Genomic DNA, 18363 nt, shown 5'->3' with positions numbered 1-18363 from the left:
AACGCGGATTTCAACAATATTCGTTCAGGCTGAGGCCCTTTGACGCGGGGCAAAACTGAGGTAAGAAAAATAGAAGTGAAGATACACTCAAGGCATAAAGACATCATGATTATTGGTTTTTTTGGATGCTTAAAAAAGGAATCTCCCCCGTTGGTTGCCCAACGAGGGATAATCCTTCACAGAGAAATTTAGGTAACTCTGTTACCGTGGATTCCCTGCCGATTTGCCAAGTGTATTAGGCCACAACGACGAATAAAGGTCAAGCAATATGTCAGAAAAAAATGCGATTGATGAAGAATTGTCCTTTGGGATCGATCTCGGGATAGGGTCTTGCGGCTGGGCAGTACTTCGGCGTCCGAAGGGCAAGCTTGACGATGGCGTCATTGAAGGTTGGGGCAGCTGGTGCTTTGACGTGCCGGAAACGGATAAGGAGCGCAGGCCGACCAACCAGATTCGTCGTGCCAATCGCCTTTTGAGGAGAGTGATCCGACGTCGACGCAACCGCATGGCGGAAATCCGTCGCTTATTCCATGCGAAGGGCCTCCTCCCCTCCTCTGACAGCGATGCGCTGAGACGCCCTAAATTTGACCCGTGGGCGGCCAGGGCAAATGGTTTGGATCAGCTTCTCAGCCCTTTCGAATTTGCCGCAGCGCTCTCCCACATCGCTAAACGACGAGGCTTTAAATCCGCCGCCAAAAATAAATCGGCAAACGCTGTTGGTGACGACCAGAAGATGCTCAAGGAGCTGGAGACAACCAGAGGAAAACTGGCGAAATACCAGACGGTCGGCAAAATGTTCTTTGTCGACCCTGAATATAAGGAGCGCCGCCGAAATCGGGACGGCGTTTATGATCGCACCGTGGGACGCGATGATCTGGAGTTTGAAGTTGACGCATTATTTAAAGCTCAACGACGCTTAGGACAGAAACACGCGACACCGGAATTGCAAAAAGCCTTCACGGACATCGCCTTCTTTCAACTTCCGCTGCAGGACAGCGAAAGATTAGTGGGGATGTGCCATTTCGAGCCATCTAAAAAACGCACCTCCAAGCTCGCCCCCTCTTTCGAAAAATTTCGCCTGCTGACACGGCTGGTCAATCTTCGCATCGTGCGGTTGAAAGAAGAGCGCCCTTTCACGGTTGAGGAATTACAGCGTGTAACGGCCGATCTCGGCAAAACCGCAAAATTGTCGGTTAAAAAGGTACGGAGCCTTATCGGCCTCTCACCCGACGAGTTTTTTGCGAACATCAAAGCTGAAGATGAAGGGCAGGATATTGCTGTGCGCACGGGCGATGCACTGCCGGGCACAGCCACCCTGCGCAAGGCATTGGGCGCGGAACTATGGGGCGTGATGCAGGCGCACCCTGAGCAGCTTGATGCCATCGCTCAAATTTTAACCTTTTACGAGACACGCAAGAATATTATCGCGGAGCTTGAGAAACTCAATTTGAGCCAACCCGTCTTCGACAAGCTCCAGACGGCTCTGGATGAAGGTCTCTTCGCCAAATTTAGAGGGGTCGGGCATATATCCGCCAAAGCGTGTCGTCATTTAATACCGCATCTTGCGAAGGGCCTTCGTTATGACGCGGCCTGCAAAATGGCCGGATATGACCACGCGGCTTCGCGCCTTTTTTCTGACCGTGACGCTGTCGCGTCTAAAGCCCAGTTCAATGAGCTGGTTGCGGAAGTCGGGGGTAGCATCGCCAACCCGATCGCGCGCAAAGCGCTGACGGAGGGGATGAAGCAATTATGGGCCATGCGCAATCGCTGGGGCCTTCCCGGTTCGATCAATATCGAACTGGCCCGGGATGTGGGGAATAGTCTCGAAAAAAGGCGAGAATTGGAAAAAGGGGTCAAAGACACCACGGCCCAGCGTGAGAGGGAACGCAATGAGGCGCGCACCTCACTCGGTTTATCCGACGTCAATGGCGACACCCTTCTTAGATATCGGCTTTGGAAGGAACAGGGTGGGAGATGCCTTTATTCGGGCAAGGAGATACCCATCATCCTCGTCAGGCCCGACAATAAAACCGTGCAGGTAGACCACATCCTTCCCTGGTCGCGCTTTGGTGATGACAGCTATAAAAATAAGACCCTGTGCTACGCCAGCGCTAATCAGGAGAAAAAAAATAAAACGCCCTATGAGTGGCTGGGAGGGGAGAATGAGTCGGAGAGGTGGAAAACGTTTCAGCAGAGGATCGAGACGAATAAAGAGCTTCGAGGCTTCAAAAAGCGTAACTACCTGTTGAAAAACGCTGAAGAGGCCCAGAAAAAGTTTAGAGAGAGAAATCTCAATGATACGCGTTACGCAGCGCGCGCTTTGGCGGGCGCCGTTGAATATTTTTACCCCCAAGGTCAGCGGAAGGAAAAAGGTGGCATCCGGCGCGTCTATACACGCCCCGGCGCGCTGACATCCGCGCTTCGACATGCCTGGGGACTTGAGGCGCTCAAAAAGATCGATGGAAAACGGGTGAGCGACGACCGCCACCACGCGCTTGACGCGTTGGTCGTTGCGGCCGTCAATGAAGCGCAAGTGCAAAGTCTGACACAATCTTACCAGGAATGGGAACAACAAGGCTGGGGCCGCCCTCTTCGCAACGTTGAATTACCTTGGGGGAATTTTCGCAGGCACGTTTTAGAGGCCTATGACGAACTCTTCGTCGCACGTCCTGAGCGTCGCCGCGCGCGTGGTGAAGGTCATGCCGCGACAATCCGACAAGTCAAAACACGTGACGAAAAACAAATCGTCTATGAACGGAAAGCGGTCACCGCTCTCAAAGAAGCCGATCTGGCTATGATCAAGGACCCCGAGAAAAACGCACGCCTCATTGAAGTGCTGAGAGAATGGATCGCCGCCGGCAAACCGACGGAACCTGATCGCATGCCGCGTATGCCGAATGGGTATGTCGTCAATAAGGTGCGTCTTGCCTCGCGGAACAAACCTGCCGTGCCGGTTCGGGGTGGCTCGGCGGATCGCGGCGAGATGGTGCGCGTGGACGTCTTCAGCAAACCCAATAAAAAAGGCAAAGTCGAATGGTTCCTGGTGCCCATCTACCCCCATCAGGTGATGAATAAGAAAGCCTGGCCCCAGCCGCCCATGCGGGCTGTTATCCAAGCTAAGGATGAGTCGGAATGGACGGAGATGGGATCAGAGCATTGTTTTCGCTTCAGTCTATACCCTCGAAGCTATGTTAAAGCCGTTAAAGCAAATGGAACGGTGATCGAAGGTTATTTCGCGGGACTCGATAGAGCCGTAGGCGCTATAGCTCTCATTTCAAACCGGGATCCTACAGAAATAAATAGAGGAATTGGCGTGAAGACCCTCGCTAACTTTACTAAATATAGTGTAGACCGTTACGGAACTTGCGCAGAAGTTAAAAAAGAGGTCCGTACATGGCATGGAGAGGCGTGCACATCTCGCAACCCGCTCGACTGAATTTTCGGGACAATCAACTCATCGTCGCACAGGATGATGGTGAGGTGTCTCTGGCCATCGAGGATGTTGCCTGGCTCATCCTCGATACCCCGCAAGTCAGCGTGACAGGCACCCTCCTTTCCGCCCTTGCAGAGGCTGGCGTCGCGATGATTGTGCCGGATGGGCGGCACCACCCGGCTGGCGTCCTCCTCTCCTTCCATCAGCACCATGCCCAGGCCCATATTGCCCAGACGCAGATCAACATCAGCCAGCCTCTCAAAAAGCGTCTCTGGCAAAATCTCGTCGTCGCGAAAATCCGCAATCAGGCGGGCCTCCTCTCACAGCTTGAAGGACGCTATGCGGAAGCTCTATTTTCCATGGCGGAACGTGTTCATTCCGGTGATCCTGATAATCTGGAAGCGCAGGCGGCGCGCATTTACTGGTCTGACCTGTTTACGGATTTTACACGGGGGAATGAGACGGACCGACGCAATGCGCTTTTAAATTACGGTTATGCCGTTGTGCGCGCGGCCATCGCGCGTGCCTGCGTCGCCTCCGGGCTTCTGCCCGCATTTGGCGTGCATCACGCGTCCCGAACAAATGCCTTTAACCTCATTGATGATTTGATCGAACCTTTCCGCCCCTTCGTGGACAAAATGGCGCGTGAGCGTGTGCCGGAGGGAGACCGTGATGAGATGACTGTCGAAGACCGACGCTTCATGAGTGGCGTCCTTACCAAAACGGCCGTGATCGGCAAGGAGAAAATGACGATCCTCGCCGCGACGGAACATGTCGCCATGGCGATGGTCCGCGCCATGGAATTCAACAGCGCGGCCCTCCTGCAAGTGCCGCAATGGGCCATGAAGGCCCGCTGACGCGCGATGAAGGCCGAGGATATCCGCTTTATGTGGCTGATGGTGTTTTTCGACTTGCCCGTCAAATCCAAGGAGCAACGAAGAGGCGCAACGCGTTTCCGGAATTTCCTCAGAGATGACGGTTTTATGATGCTGCAATATTCCGTTTATGCGCGCATCTGTCGCGGGCAGGATGCTGTTGAGAAACACACGAAGCGAGTCCGCCTTCAATTGCCCAAGGAAGGGAGCGTGCGGACGCTTCAGATAACGGACAAGCAATATGGACGCATGGAACTCATGCTTGGCCTTGCGCCAAAAACTGAACGAGTCGGCGCCTCTCAGATGGTTTTGCTGTGATTTCCGCGCGGTTAAAAGCGCGGAAATCACAGCAATTTCAAAGACTTATAGCCAAGGTAGCCTACCACGGGCAAATCGGCAGGGAAACCACGGCGATTGTTATCAGTAAAATTAACAGTGCAGAAGCCTACCACGGGCAAATCGGCAGGGAAACCACGGCTCCTCATGATGAATGTCATTGATGGAGAAAAGCCTACCACGGGCAAATCGGCAGGGAAACCACGGCCATCTTCGGGACGTATTTCCACGTCCTGACAGCCTACCACGGGCAAATCGGCAGGGAAACCACGGCTAAGGGTGATCCGGGTGTTCTTCAAGCCGTAGCCTACCACGGGCAAATCGGCAGGGAAACCACGGCTCATTTTGTCTGGAACGGAATAACTGTTTCAGCCTACCACGGGCAAATCGGCAGGGAAACCACGGCATGTAAAGACGCTGATGAGGATGAATGGACAGCCTACCACGGGCAAATCGGCAGGGAAACCACGGCGGGGGCTGTCCGAGCTAACTCAGAAAAGCAAGCCTACCACGGGCAAATCGGCAGGGAAACCACGGCCCATTCTGGATATGACAGAGATGAGTGACTAGCCTACCACGGGCAAATCGGCAGGGAAACCACGGCTCCGATATAGAAATCCTCAACTGACCTCACAGCCTACCACGGGCAAATCGGCAGGGAAACCACGGCGGCATCATGACGACATTACCTATGCGTCTGAGCCTACCACGGGCAAATCGGCAGGGAAACCACGGCTTTTCCGTCAATGAACGCACCATACTGCGTAGCCTACCACGGGCAAATCGGCAGGGAAACCACGGCCCACTTTATCTGGAACGGGATCACCGTCTCAGCCTACCACGGGCAAATCGGCAGGGAAACCACGGCCATTCCAGATCTGAATAGTTGGGTGGGCGAAGCCTACCACGGGCAAATCGGCAGGGAAACCACGGCTTCAAGTCGCATTATTCGCAGTGAGGTTGAAGCCTACCACGGGCAAATCGGCAGGGAAACCACGGCCCTATTCCGTGTAAGTAAACATCATGTCGAAGCCTACCACGGGCAAATCGGCAGGGAAACCACGGCACTCCGTCATGTCATTTCAAACGCGTGCCAAGCCTACCACGGGCAAATCGGCAGGGAAACCACGGCGATCCGGCGCACCGCCTGCACCCACCTGCAAGCCTACCACGGGCAAATCGGCAGGGAAACCACGGCTGGAGGCATTACGATTACCCGTGGTGATAAAGCCTACCACGGGCAAATCGGCAGGGAAACCACGGCCAAGGGTGACACTGGACCCCAAGGACCTCAAGCCTACCACGGGCAAATCGGCAGGGAAACCACGGCTTATTATCATCCGTGAATGTCAGGTAATCAAGCCTACCACGGGCAAATCGGCAGGGAAACCACGGCTTGGGAGTCCACTGATCTGGTGCGGTGGACAGCCTACCACGGGCAAATCGGCAGGGAAACCACGGCTAAGCTGTTCACAAGCGGTCTTGTGGCACTAGCCTACCACGGGCAAATCGGCAGGGAAACCACGGCCTGACTTTCTCAGATAATGAGGTCACATTAAGCCTACCACGGGCAAATCGGCAGGGAAACCACGGCAGAATTGAACGCACAGTACAGGGCTTTTCGAGCCTACCACGGGCAAATCGGCAGGGAAACCACGGCAACCGCGCAGGTGTCCCACGCGGGGGGGAAAGCCTACCACGGGCAAATCGGCAGGGAAACCACGGCCGTCCACATCACGCCCATATTGAGGACGGAAGCCTACCACGGGCAAATCAATCCGCGCCAGCTTCGACGCTTGCTCATCCGATGCTCAGCATTTCAGCGCCTTACACTATTGGACCGACGCAAAGAAAAAGGTGATCAAAAGTAAATTTCAAGAACTGTACATGCTGTAAAAATAAATATAATATTGAATTACCCCGTATCCACGGGTAGAATCCCTGTATTCTTAAGCATGAAAAGGTGGGTTCAAGCAGATTATTGCAAAATTGACCTTCTTCTCGAACCATCCCAAACGCATTGAGAAAAATCTTCCCGAATCAAAACGCCTCACCTGCCAATTTGTCCTGAAATCCGGCTCATCCCGAGACGACTTGTCCTGGCGACGCGTCAGATCGGACGAATTGGACGTTCGAGAGCGCGAGACGTTAGAGAACCCTGAAGCAAGCTCACATATTCGTTTATTTCAAATACAAAAATCGAAGAAAAATAAATAATCGTAAGGATTTAAGATGCTCAAAATCAATAATGTCGTTGCGGCGACAGTTATCTCCCTCCTCTCCGCGAGCCCCTCTTACGCCTACATCCACGAGGGGAAATAAGAGTTTGAAAAAGACGAAGTTCAGATCGTCGACACATCTTGGAATCCACACTGGGGCTTCGACTTCGTCTGCTAAAAATTCAGCCCGGAAAATGTTACTATCACAGTATACGTCCTGGAGAGCCCGGCGAAAAAATGGGGAGTCATAAGCGTCGATAATCACCTGTCCAATAAAAGGCAGTGGCTTTTCCATAAAGCAAAGCGACTTGAATTAGGATTTTTCGGAGATGTTAAATATAGAATTCAGAATATCACGGGTCAGAAAGTCAAATGTCTCAAAGGCGATTATGGCAGATTTCCCTGAGCATTAATCTCACGTCATCCTAATTTCATCAGGGTTAGCCCATATCGTCCATAAATTTGCGCATTGCGCCGCGACACGATTCCGGGGCGGGATCCTGATGCATCCCGTCCCGAGAGACACGCGACAAAGCCCGTGGCCGAATGCCAAACACGCTGTCGCATGTCTCATCACCCATCTTGGCCCGCGCGATCAGGCAATCTTCAGCAGGATCTTACAGTTCGGTTCAGAAGGCGGGGTGAGCTCACCTTGTTCGAGATCACAGCCGAGCACGGCAAAAGCGGACTTGAAATCCTTCAGCGGAAAAATATGACTGATCATCTTGTCCGCCGGGATGCGCCGGTCACGAATTGCGCAATGAGCGCGTTCAAAACTATTATTGAGAGAGTCGATCGAGCCGATGATGGAAAGGCTTTTATCAGCGATTTCCATCGTCGGGATGTTGGCGTGGTAATTTTTAAGTGCGACCGTCAGGATTTTACCCCCTGCACTGAGGTAAGGCAGGACAATTTCAGTCAGAGCCCCTGACGTGTCGACGACGACATCCACTTTCTGATCGTCTTTTCCGTAGAGATTTTTCATCGCCTCACGAAAATCGAAAAATAAGTGTGCAGAGCCGGGGAGGATCTTCCTGGCATATTGATGACGGTGGGCATTATTCTCGATCATCACCACACTCACCCCGATATTGTAGAGTGACCAGCTATAAAGAATGCCCATCGGCCCTGCCCCGATGACGACGGCCCGAATGGCGTTATTGCGAATATTGAGCTTATCCACGCCTGTAATGGTGCAACTCAGAGGCTCCGTCAGTGCCGCTTCCTCAAACGAAACATGCGCATCCAACTTCCGTAGAAACTGCCCTTTCGCGCGATATTTTGTGGCAAAAGCGCCATCATAGGAAACGCCGGCCTCCGTGCCCTCCTTTTGCGAGCAATGATTTTCGTTGCCCGTATAGCAGGGGCGGCATTGTCGGCATGCATATGTGGGGTTGATGACAACACGGTCACCCACCGAAAAATTTCGCACTGACGGCCCGATGCTTTCAATGATGCCGGAGGCTTCATGCCCCAATGTGACGCCCCGCCGCGCAACGGCGTACTCACCGGTGAGTATGCCGATATCCGTCCCGCATATGCCGCAGAATTTGATGCTGACGATGATGTCATCCGCTTCCATGCAGTGAAGGTCCGGGGTGGTATCGATAGAGGCCGTCCACGGGCCATGATATTTGAGAGCCTGCATAATATTATTTTCCGATTTTTCTTTTGTTATTGAACGCAACAAATTTCATGAAGAGATTTTTCAAGCTTATCGATGATCTCTTCTAATTCTTCCTTTTTACAGATCAAAGGTGGTCTTATCTTGATGGCCGTGCTGCGGCCGTAACGCGCGCCGCGAATGATCAGTCCATTCCGGTCCGCAATTTTGATGAGTTCCGCAGCGAATTCGATGGAGGGCGTGTCGAAACCATACATGTAGCCCAGCCCGCGCACGTCGGAGACGCAATGATATCGGGATTGAAGGTCCAGGAGCGCATTGCGGATGAAGGGCTCATTTTCCCTTACATTTTCCAGTATTTTCTGATCCTCGATAACACTGATTGTCTCATCCATCGCGATGAGGGAGAGGGGGTTGGCGCCGCACGTGCTGGAATGCTCATAAAAAGCCAGCACATCCAGCTCGGGCCGCATGCAGACACCACCAATCGGTATCCCGATCCCGGTCGCCCCTTTTGCGAAAACAAGTATGTCCGGGTCCAGCGCACGCGCGTATCCTGATGAGGCGAAGAAAGACCCGGTCCGCCCGAAACAGGTCTGCACTTCATCGGCAATCAGAATAACATCGTGGCGACGGCAGAAGGCGCGAATATGTTCGTAAAAAGCCTGCGACAAGACGATATTTCCGCCATTTCCGAGTATCGGCTCGACGATCATGCAGGCGACATTGTTACTCGTCCCCATTTCAAGCAACTGATCAAGGTCGGTGAAGTCACGCGCGCTGCATGATGACGTATCACCGGCGAGCACACTGGGCGGTATCGGGATTTTGACAGAGCCGGGGACGTCAACCTTGAAATCCCTGATGCGAAACGCATTGCCGGAGATCTGCGCGGTCGCGAGAGACTGGCCATGATGCGCCAGATAAAGCGATATCACCCCGGACCGACCGGTGCACTTCTGTGCCATCCGGATCGCACATTCCACCGCGCTTGAGCCGGAAACATCGCGCAGCCAGATCCGGGACAGGTATTCCGGAAGATATTTGCGTAAACGTTGGAGAATGACTTTCGACATCTCAAGCGTGTAGGTCGAACTGAGATGACATCCCCGATCAATCTGCGCTTTGAGGCGCGTCCCGATCGCCTCATTTGTGTATCCGAGAGGGAGATTAAACGTCCCGGATGCAGCATCTATAAACTTTTTTCCATCTATGTAAAGATAAGATCCATCTCCTCGAAATCTTCTTAAAATATAATCCAAGTCATGATCCATATAACCACTCCAGAAATTAAATCTATAGCTTAAAAATAGGTGATGACCTCTTCCGCTATAGCGAGGCTTCTAGAATGGGCGCAATGGGGTCTGTCAAATATTTCTTTTTTTAATTTCATTTTTTTTACAAGTCATTGTGAAACATAGTTTATTATATGGCTTTTTATTACAATATATTTCGTAATATTTACGAATCTCTTCATGCGGCAATCAGGCGCAGCGGAGGAACGTCCGTCGCGGTGACATCACGTCATTTCGAGACTTTAAGAGACGGTATTTTTTGGCCGACAAACGATGCTCTGCCACATCGCTGGGTAGAACCCGGCGCCCCGCTTTCGGGGGAAGTTTTGTGACGCGTGACAGGACGTTCCGGGGTCACGGGTCATGTTCGCGTCGGAGATGGCGGTTGAAGTCGGAAACCGACGGATGTCAATTTTCCCGGGCATTGCTGGGATAGGGTGCCGATCCACCCGACTGGCTTAATTTGTGATCCTGAAAATAAAAACAGCGCGAGCCATCGGGATGACCACGCGCTGCCAAATGTAAAAGTTAGGCGGCTTAGAAAACGAGCTGCACGCCGACGAGGCCCGTGGTGTTATTACCGTTTTCCCGTCCGAATGTCGTCCGCCCCGAGAATTGCACGGCAAATCCATGCACCAATTCCGTCGATAATCCGCCTTCAACGGCGCCGTAAACGCGGTGTGACTGCCCCGCCAGCGCAAAGTCATTGACGATGCCCGGCGCAACGGCGGGCGCGTAGGAAAGGGTGCGGCCGCCACTCATAAAGTCTTTCCGCGCCGTTGCCCGGAGCCACGGCACAAAGCGGTTGAAAATCTGGCCGCGCATTTCAAGCCCTGCCGAACCGACCAGTGTCTCTGAATTCTGATTGCGAATATTCAGGGCCGCGGCTGTATCGCCCGTTTCTCGATAACTGCTCAGGCTTGAAAAAGCATAGTCAAGCCCGGCAACCGGGCCGAGTTTGACCAGAGCCAGCGACGACAGATAGCCGACGCGCCCACCGGCAATAACACTCTGCGCATTCGGGGTGGCGGTCAACGGCGCGGCGACACCGGTGCGCCGCATATCAAGGTGATGCCATCCATAACCGGCATAACCCTGCGCGAAAAAGGCGCTGCGCTCATACGTGCCATAACCGCCGAACTGGTAACTTCTTGCCAGTGTGCGATCAGCATTGTCGCCGGTGACGCGGCTATCCGTGTAAGCAAAGGCCGCGCCCAACGTACCAAATTTGGCGCCATATTCCACGCCGCCAATCCCGCCATGCTGATTATCGGCATAGCCATTGGAATCGCCCGTCTCATGAAAAGACTGATGCCCCGCCGTGAAGTTGCCGAATACGGACACGCCATGCTTGCGGTTTCCGTTACGTTGCAGATCGGCGCGGTTATTGAGGGATTGGCCGAATTGCTCAGCCGCGAGACGGGGCGCGTCCCCGATGGCGCGCATGGCGTAAGGGGCCGCGAGCTGGTTTTCAGCATAACGCGCGACGGCCGCAAAACCGGCAGAGGTCATGTGGAGGCCGTCAACGTAAAACAGATATTTCGCCTGCTCGGCGCTGTTCCCGATACAACTGATCGGGCAGGGCGCCGTCGTGTTCGTGATGCCGAACAATCCAGGGCGGTTGCGGATGGTCATCGCGACCGAGGTAATGTCGACATAGGCGACCTGCACACCATTGCGTGCAACGCCCGCAAGGGCGCCCTGCATCTGCGCGTTATAAGTGGTGCTGAAAGCCGTGCCGATGGAAGCACCCTGCTTATTGCCCATGACTTCAGGCAGTTGCCCGACATCCCCGGATACCCAGACGAGATGCTTGAGTCCGCGTGAAACAAGCGCATCAAGCCCGGCATTTGCGGCCATTGCCGATTGGCGGGCCGCGGCGATGGCGCCGATATTACTGGCACCCGCTGAAATGCGGTAACCACGTGCGTCATTTCCCCCGACGGAGAGAAGTACGAGGTCATCGGGTGAGAATTGCGCCCCACCGGACGGGATCACGACAGCCTGACCGGCCGCATACATTGCACCCCCGCGTGTGAAACCCTGCCATTGCTGCTTGAAGCCTGACAGCACGCCATTCGCGGCGACATTGCCTGCATCGGCCCGGGCACCACCGACGGCGTAATTGACTTCCGTCGCATTATAATCCCTGGCCATCGTATCGACGAAGTTTGTGCCGCCTGAGAAACGTCCTGTCGGATAGATGGTGGAGCTGAATAATCTGCCGAGCCCCCGGTCAATGAAGAAGGTGCGCGCATTGCCACTATCGGCGTAACTATCGCCAAACGCGACAACGCGATCAAATTGCGGTGCAGCCGTTGCTGCACTGACGATCATCGTTGATAGCAGCCCCGCGCTTAAATTGACCCTGACCCGCATGAATTCCTGATGCTCCCATTCGTCATAAAATAAATGTGACCGGTACGTAGACGCGGCACGAAATCCCGGCGAAAATGGGGTAAGGAATTGTTAATAGTAAATGAACAATTTATAAAAAGATTTTCAGCAAGATAAATACTTCTTATTATTTATAATTAAACTTTATTTTCATTATGCAAATATATTTGTGTTTTGTTAGCTCATTTACTTCCACATATCCGTCACATTGCATCATGATCCTTAGGAACGTCCGATTTTATGCCAGCACAAAGGTGACTTTCCTGCGTATTTCTCCTCACAGGATTGTGGGAATATCGGATGATCAAGCCCTGTTCGCCACGACCTGCTCGTGAAGACCTGGCGCCGCAACCTCTTGAGATCTGTTAAGTGAAACGCCGTGCCCATGCGGCCCGCTTTTTCTCGCAGCGCGCATGAGGCTTGCGGCGAAACGCTCAGTTGGCCGCCCGGCTCGCTTTATGACCAAATTTCAGGCAACGAGATCCTCGACGCTCGCTAACCCGAAAAATTCATACCGGATCCGACTTTTCGGCAGGCCGCACGCACGCAGGATACAGACCATGTCGTGCACGAACTTATCAGGGCCACAAATATAACAGGTGGCCTCGGGGTCAATCTGGTCCTTCAGCCAGTCTGGTGAAAGACGCCCGGCATGACGTCTGACAGCACCATCAATGCGGTTGGGCTTCGACCGGCTGTAAAATATATCGGCACGTATTTTCCCGCTTTGCGCATGTCTCGGAATATCCTCAGCGAACACTTCAGTTTCGGGAGACCGGGTGACGTGGATATAATGGACGGGACGCCGCGTCTGCGCGTCAGAAAGTGCGCCCAGCATTGACATCATCGGGGTCAGCCCGATCCCGGCACTCAGCAGGATGATGGATTTCGGCATGGGTTCGACTAAAGTGAAATCGCCCGACGGCGCCGACACTTGTAACAGCATGCCCGGACGCGCTTTTTCATGCAGCCATGATGAAGCCAGGCCCTTATAGGCACGCCGCACGCTGATCCGGTAAGTCTCATGACCGGGGTCTGAGGAAATGCTGTAATGACGCAGCGCGACACCGTGGCTGGGTATATCGAGATGGATGCTCAAATATTGGCCGGGCTGATGTCGCATAATCGGACGCCCATCGCTTGGCGCCAGAATCAGGGACATGACGAGATCACTCTCTTTGACGCACGCACGCACCGTGAAGGACCGCCATCCCGTCCAACTGCCCGGAGCCACCTCCTTTGCGTGATATATCTGTGCTTCGCGATCCATGAGAATATGCGCGAGAAACCAATAAGCCTTGCCCCACGCCTCCATGATCTCGGATGTCGCCCTGTCACCCAGTATATCGGCTAGCGCACCAAGCAAAGCATCCGCAACGAAAGGATAATGGCGCGGGCGGATATTTAAACCGACATGTTTCTCAGCGATCCGCTCCACCATATTTTTCAGTTCCGAAAGATCGTCAATATGGCGCGTGAATGCCTTCAAAGCGTAGGCTAACGCTTCGATCTGCCGACCATCCTCCTGATGAGACATATTGAAGAGGTCTCGTATTTCCTGTTTAACGAGAAGACGCGCATACATTTCCTTGATGATACGCATCCCATCTGCCTCCAATACGGGCAGGCACGCTGTGAGGATTGCGCGGGTCTTTTCGTCGAGGGAAGCGTTCATGATAAGGCCTCATAAGATGTATTTAATGCACATCTTTTATCGCCTTTGAAAAAAAGGTGTAAATTATATATATGTTAACCGATGCGTCTCACCCTTCACACTGATTGCGCCCTCCGGACATTGATTTATCTCGGCACCCACACGGATCGACTGGTTTCCATCCGGGAGGTTGTTGAGACCTATGATGTCTCCGAAAATCATCTCGTGAAAATTATTCACCGCTTGGGCATTGGCGGATTTATCGAGACGCTTCGGGGGCGAAATGGCGGCCTTCGCTTGGCGCGACCCGCTTCGGAAATTCGTATCGGAGATGTCGTCCGCTTTACGGAAGAAAACATGGCCCTGGTCCCCTGCACGCAGGAAGCCCGGATATCGGACGATGGCCCGGTCTGCATTCTCGGTAGAAATTGTCGTTTACGCGGTGTTCTGGCGGAAGCGCTGAGTGACTTCATGTCGGTTCTTGATCGGTACAGCTTGCAGGATCTCATTAAATAAAGGATTTGGCGTGGCAAAGCCCGCTTCGCCTCCCCGTCACCGGCCTTCGCCAGGATGTTCTTACCGTCTCACAGACGGAATAAAGGTCACGTGCGTCAGCGACCTTTGAGCTTTGACTTTTCCTAAAAGATATTTTTGTCCCCGGCACGATCGGGAAGTGAGAAGCTCTCTCATCAGGTCATCGAGGTGCTTCCAAAAGCGTCCCATGCGATGAAACTTTGTCAGAAACAGGACTGAGTTTCGTTAGAATTCCGCCAGTTTCTCCCATCGCCGTCAGAAGATGGACGTTCGCCCGGCGCGAGAATAACTGGCGCGTCGCTCTCGGCCTGCACCCCGCTCCGAGTTCGATAAGCGGGTTGGTTGAGACGCGACTGCAGGCTGCAACGGGCCCGACCATCTTGACATCCATCTGATCTTCCCGACAAATCTTCATGAGAATGATTCTCACTGTCATCAACCCTTGACACCCACACGTCAACAACATTTCGCTTATGGGGAACTTACCAATGCGGGAAGATGAACAAAAAAGACGAACTCTCTCCCTCGCCCAGTCCGGCAGGTTCGTCAGAAGCACCAAGTCAGCGCCGCGCGCGGTCACTATTTCCGTTCCCGACCAGGCCATTAAGGCGCGGTCCCTGCGGTTTTTCGTAAAACGTGTCGGGCCGCTTGGCCTGATTTTTCTGACACCGGGCGCGAGAGCCGCCCCACTGACAAAAGACGCACCACGATCTTCCCACACGGTCACGCAGCCTCAGGGGGAGAAGATCCTCGTCGTCGGGGTGCGCCAGCCGCGCCGCCTTGATGAAATGGGGACGAGCGGGTCCTTCGTATCCGCCACGCAGCTCCGGCAGGCGCAGGTGCGTGACACGAATGATCTGGGCCGGGTTCTGCCCGGGTTACAAATCTCGAATAGCGGCAATTTCCTCTATCCATCCATCACAGTGCGCGGCATCACCTCCGCGCAGGATTTCTATCACCCGGCGACGACATTCTATGTTGACGATGTCCCCGTCCTGCCCATCAATGCGATGCAGGCACTGATGGATGTTGAAAGCGTCAATTTCCTCCGCGGGCCGCAAGTCGCCCTTTACGGCCAGAGTGCTGAAGGCGGCGTGATCGATATCGCCACGCGCCAACCCGGTCCGAGGACAAAAGCAGCGTTCGATGACGGTGCTGAAAGCCGTTATGGCTATCATGTCAATGCCAATGCCAGCGGTGCAATTGTGCAGCACTGGCTCTATGGCGCGATGTTTCTGACAAGTCAGGATTATCCCGGCAATATCACCAATCCAAATACCGGCTCCACCCATCTTGGCGGCTATGAAACGCGGGGGGGCCGTGCCGTTCTGCGGCTGGCACCGGATGATCAACCCTGGGAAATCGGCTTCTCCGTCGATGGGTCATGCAGTTATGGCAGCCAGGATGTCTACATCGATTTTGATCATATCGCCTCCCGCCGCGTCACCAGCACGGCACCGGGCACGCCGGACCCACGGCTGAAACGTTGCGGCCATGACGAATCCCTGCGCGGCATTTACCATCTCCCCGGCTGGAAAATCAGCGCCATTACTTCCCTGCAGGACCGGTCCTTCTCCCGCGTGTTTCCCTATGGGCGCTACACGTCACTTCAGCCTGAACAATGGGCCGCCAATACGCAGGAACTACGCCTCGGGACGGAAGGGCAGCATAAACGCTATGATCTCGTCACCGGCTTTTTCCATCAGACGACTTATCAGCATCGGCAGACGACAACCCTGTCTTCGACAAATGCCTACCCCTTCAAACGCTCCTCCAACCGAGCCGAAACCGTCGCGCTTTATGGCAATATTTACTGGCATTTGCTGGAGAAACTCAGCCTCGGGCTGGGTGGACGCCTGTCGCGCGACATGTCGGATATCGCGTTTTCCTCCACGTCCCGCGGCGTGACCCAGTTTTCCAGACAGAACCACAAAAATCAGAATATGAGTCTGGGCAATGTCTCTCTCGATTACGAGGCTCTTCCGGGCTGGCATCTGCATGGACGTGTCAGTCAGGGTTACAAGCCCGCTGGCTTCAATTACGCGCCCCACACGCTTCAGGATGCGATGCCCTATAATCCGGAGCGTGAGCTGAGTTATGAGATGGGCACTCTTTATCACAAGCAGGGATTTCTCGCGCGGGTCGGCTATTTTTACAATCGTCTGCAGGATGCGCAGATTTATGTGGGGCCCATCGGAAGCCAGATCATCTCAAGCGCAGGCCATGCCCATGCCAGCGGCGTGGAAGGTGAAATGAGCTGGAATTTCTGGCGGAAATGGACCATCGGTTTCGATGGCAATCGCACCGTCTCGAAATTCGATGATTTTCAGAATAGTGACGGGACGAATAATAACGGTAATCTCCTGCCCTTCGTCCCGGCTTTCGCGGCCGCGGCCCATTTGACGACAAGCCTGGATACGGGCCACGGCATCATCAAACCGGCGATTGATCTGCGCGTCACCGGGCCTCAATATTTTGACATTGAAAACAAGCTTCAGCAGCCGACTTTCGCGCAGCTTGATTTACGGGCCACGTGGCTGTTCGGCTCCCGCTACGAATTTACGGTTTACGCCAATAATGTCACCGATAAGCTCTATCGCACTTACGGGTTTATGAGCGGCAGCGGGGGCAGCGCGCAAATCAGTTTTGGTCGCACGGTCGGGTTCAACCTTCGCATCGCATCGGCGGAAAGATGATTACCCTCACGGCAGGATTTGCGCGTTTCGTCAGCCCGCAGAGAAGTGAACGCAGCGCTCTCATCGCAATCTGGGGTGTCTACACAATCCAGGGGCAGTTGGGCGGGCTGACCTTCGTCGCCCTTCCCGCCATCTTGCGGTCGAAACATGTCCAGATGGAGCAGATTGCCGTCTTCTCTGCCATCATCCTCGTCTGGGCTCTCAAATTCTTATGGGCCGCCAGGGTTGAGCGACTGCGCCAGCAAATGATGGGCAGTTTCGGCCTTGGACGTGCGATTTTTCTGGCGGAACTCATGATTGCCGGATTGATCGTCGGGTCCGCCCTCATCTCCTTCAACAGCGTCCTGCCATTTCTCGCGATTTTCTCCGGCGCGGCGTTTCTGGCCAGCATCATTGACATTGCCACGGACGGCTATCTGATCGCGCATTTCCCCCCCAACCTCCGCCGTCTCGGCGCAACGGCGCAGGTGGGCGGCGGTTATCTTGGTTTCGCATTGGGCGGCAGTTTTCTGCCCGCACTTTATGAAAGCGCCGGCTGGCCCGTCAGCTGCCTTGTGGCGGGTGGCGTGACCATCCTGCTCAGTGCCCCTCTTCTGACACTCCCGCACACCGTCCCATCCAGCCTGATGCACGCCAGCACCCGACTTGCGCACGGATGGCGGCCCAACCTCCTCTGGGCGCTGAAACGTCGGGAAATTCAAGCTGGCATCGCCATGATCATCATTTTCGATGCAGCAAGGCGTATGACGCAAGGATTGGGCGCCCTTTATCTGTTGGATGGCGGCGTCTCCCTCACTTTCATCGGTGCCTTTAATGGCATTGTCGGCATCGGCGCCGGTTTAATGGGCACGGTTCTCGGCAATTTCTGCGTGCGGAAATCAGGGTCTTCCACTTCATTGACCGCCATCGCCATCGTGACTTCGGTCATTTTGAGCCTCGCAAGTTTCACGATATTGCTCGGCCATCGCGGCCTGCCCTTATTCATCGCGCTTCTCTTCCTTGAGTCGCTCGTGATGGCGGCGGGTTTTGTGGTGCTTTTCTCACGGGTGATGGGGCTGACATCGCCGCGCCAGCCGGGGCTCGATTACGCGGTGTTCCAGAGCGTCAGCGCCGTCGTCGCGGCGATGGCAGGGTTTGCGGGGACGAGTCTCGCAGGGAAGGCCGGTTATGAAGCCAGTTTTGCCTGTGCCACCTGCATCGCCCTTGCCTCCATACCCATACTGAAATTGCTTCAAAAACCTTTCGAAGGGGGCTGACCCCCTTCCAAAGAAAATCCCGATCGTGCGGCGATACCGCCTCA

At 54.2% G+C, this 18363-nt stretch carries 10 protein-coding genes and 1 CRISPR repeat array; of the genes, 6 read left to right on the top strand and 4 right to left on the bottom strand.

Going from position 1 to position 18363, the window contains the following annotated elements:
• Positions 1 to 268: 268 nt before the first annotated feature.
• The 3 genes from cas9 to cas2 are packed head-to-tail and all read left to right on the top strand — an operon-like array spanning position 269 to position 4626.
• Positions 269 to 3436: a type II CRISPR RNA-guided endonuclease Cas9 gene (gene cas9 / locus N5W20_RS01810; protein WP_319807227.1), complete on the top strand. Its 3168-nt coding sequence runs from the start codon at positions 269 to 271 to the stop codon at positions 3434 to 3436.
• Complete coding sequence (gene cas1 / locus N5W20_RS01805) at positions 3394 to 4290, top strand: type II CRISPR-associated endonuclease Cas1 (protein WP_319807226.1); 897 nt, start codon at positions 3394 to 3396, stop codon at positions 4288 to 4290. Before cas9 ends, cas1 begins: the two co-directional genes overlap by 43 nt.
• A gap of 6 nt (positions 4291 to 4296) precedes the next feature.
• Complete coding sequence (gene cas2, locus N5W20_RS01800; RefSeq protein ID WP_319807225.1) at positions 4297 to 4626, top strand: CRISPR-associated endonuclease Cas2; 330 nt, start codon at positions 4297 to 4299, stop codon at positions 4624 to 4626.
• 58 nt (positions 4627 to 4684) lie between these two features.
• Positions 4685 to 6370: a CRISPR direct-repeat array (repeat unit 36 nt; unit sequence AGCCTACCACGGGCAAATCGGCAGGGAAACCACGGC).
• Between the two features lie 1088 nt (positions 6371 to 7458).
• On the opposite strand, the gene N5W20_RS01795 is transcribed toward cas2, so the two are convergent.
• The 4 genes from N5W20_RS01795 to hmpA form a co-directional block, all read right to left on the bottom strand.
• Entirely contained in the window at positions 7459 to 8511 is a 1053-nt protein-coding gene (locus tag N5W20_RS01795; RefSeq protein WP_319807224.1) for a zinc-dependent alcohol dehydrogenase, read from the bottom strand.
• A gap of 26 nt (positions 8512 to 8537) precedes the next feature.
• Positions 8538 to 9761 (bottom strand): class-III pyridoxal-phosphate-dependent aminotransferase, encoded by a 1224-nt coding sequence (locus N5W20_RS01790; protein WP_319807223.1) that lies wholly within the window; start codon positions 9759 to 9761, stop codon positions 8538 to 8540.
• A 558-nt stretch (positions 9762 to 10319) separates the two neighbouring features.
• Positions 10320 to 12161, bottom strand: coding sequence for an autotransporter domain-containing protein (locus tag N5W20_RS01785; protein ID WP_319807222.1), 1842 nt, complete (start codon positions 12159 to 12161; stop codon positions 10320 to 10322).
• Positions 12162 to 12648: 487 nt separating this feature from the next.
• Entirely contained in the window at positions 12649 to 13854 is a 1206-nt protein-coding gene (gene hmpA / locus N5W20_RS01780; RefSeq protein WP_319807221.1) for an NO-inducible flavohemoprotein, read from the bottom strand.
• An 81-nt stretch (positions 13855 to 13935) separates the two neighbouring features.
• On the opposite strand from hmpA, the gene N5W20_RS01775 reads away from it, so the two are divergent.
• The 3 genes from N5W20_RS01775 to N5W20_RS01765 all read left to right on the top strand — a co-directional run bounded on the left by N5W20_RS01775 (position 13936) and on the right by N5W20_RS01765 (position 18319).
• A complete protein-coding gene (locus N5W20_RS01775) occupies positions 13936 to 14349 on the top strand; it encodes an Rrf2 family transcriptional regulator (protein WP_319807220.1) in 414 nt (137 codons plus the stop codon).
• Between the two features lie 506 nt (positions 14350 to 14855).
• Positions 14856 to 17063, top strand: a complete 2208-nt coding sequence (locus tag N5W20_RS01770) for a TonB-dependent receptor (RefSeq protein ID WP_319807219.1) — start codon at positions 14856 to 14858, stop codon at positions 17061 to 17063.
• Positions 17060 to 18319, top strand: a complete 1260-nt coding sequence (locus N5W20_RS01765; RefSeq protein WP_319807218.1) for an MFS transporter — start codon at positions 17060 to 17062, stop codon at positions 18317 to 18319. The genes N5W20_RS01770 and N5W20_RS01765 overlap by 4 nt, the downstream gene beginning before the upstream one ends.
• Positions 18320 to 18363 lie beyond the last annotated feature (44 nt).

Source organism: Candidatus Kirkpatrickella diaphorinae, assembly GCF_025736875.1.
GTDB classification, from domain to species: Bacteria; Pseudomonadota; Alphaproteobacteria; order Acetobacterales; family Acetobacteraceae; genus Sorlinia; species Sorlinia diaphorinae.
Note: the sequence above shows the minus strand (reverse complement) of the source record. Positions and strands in the feature narration are given on the sequence as shown.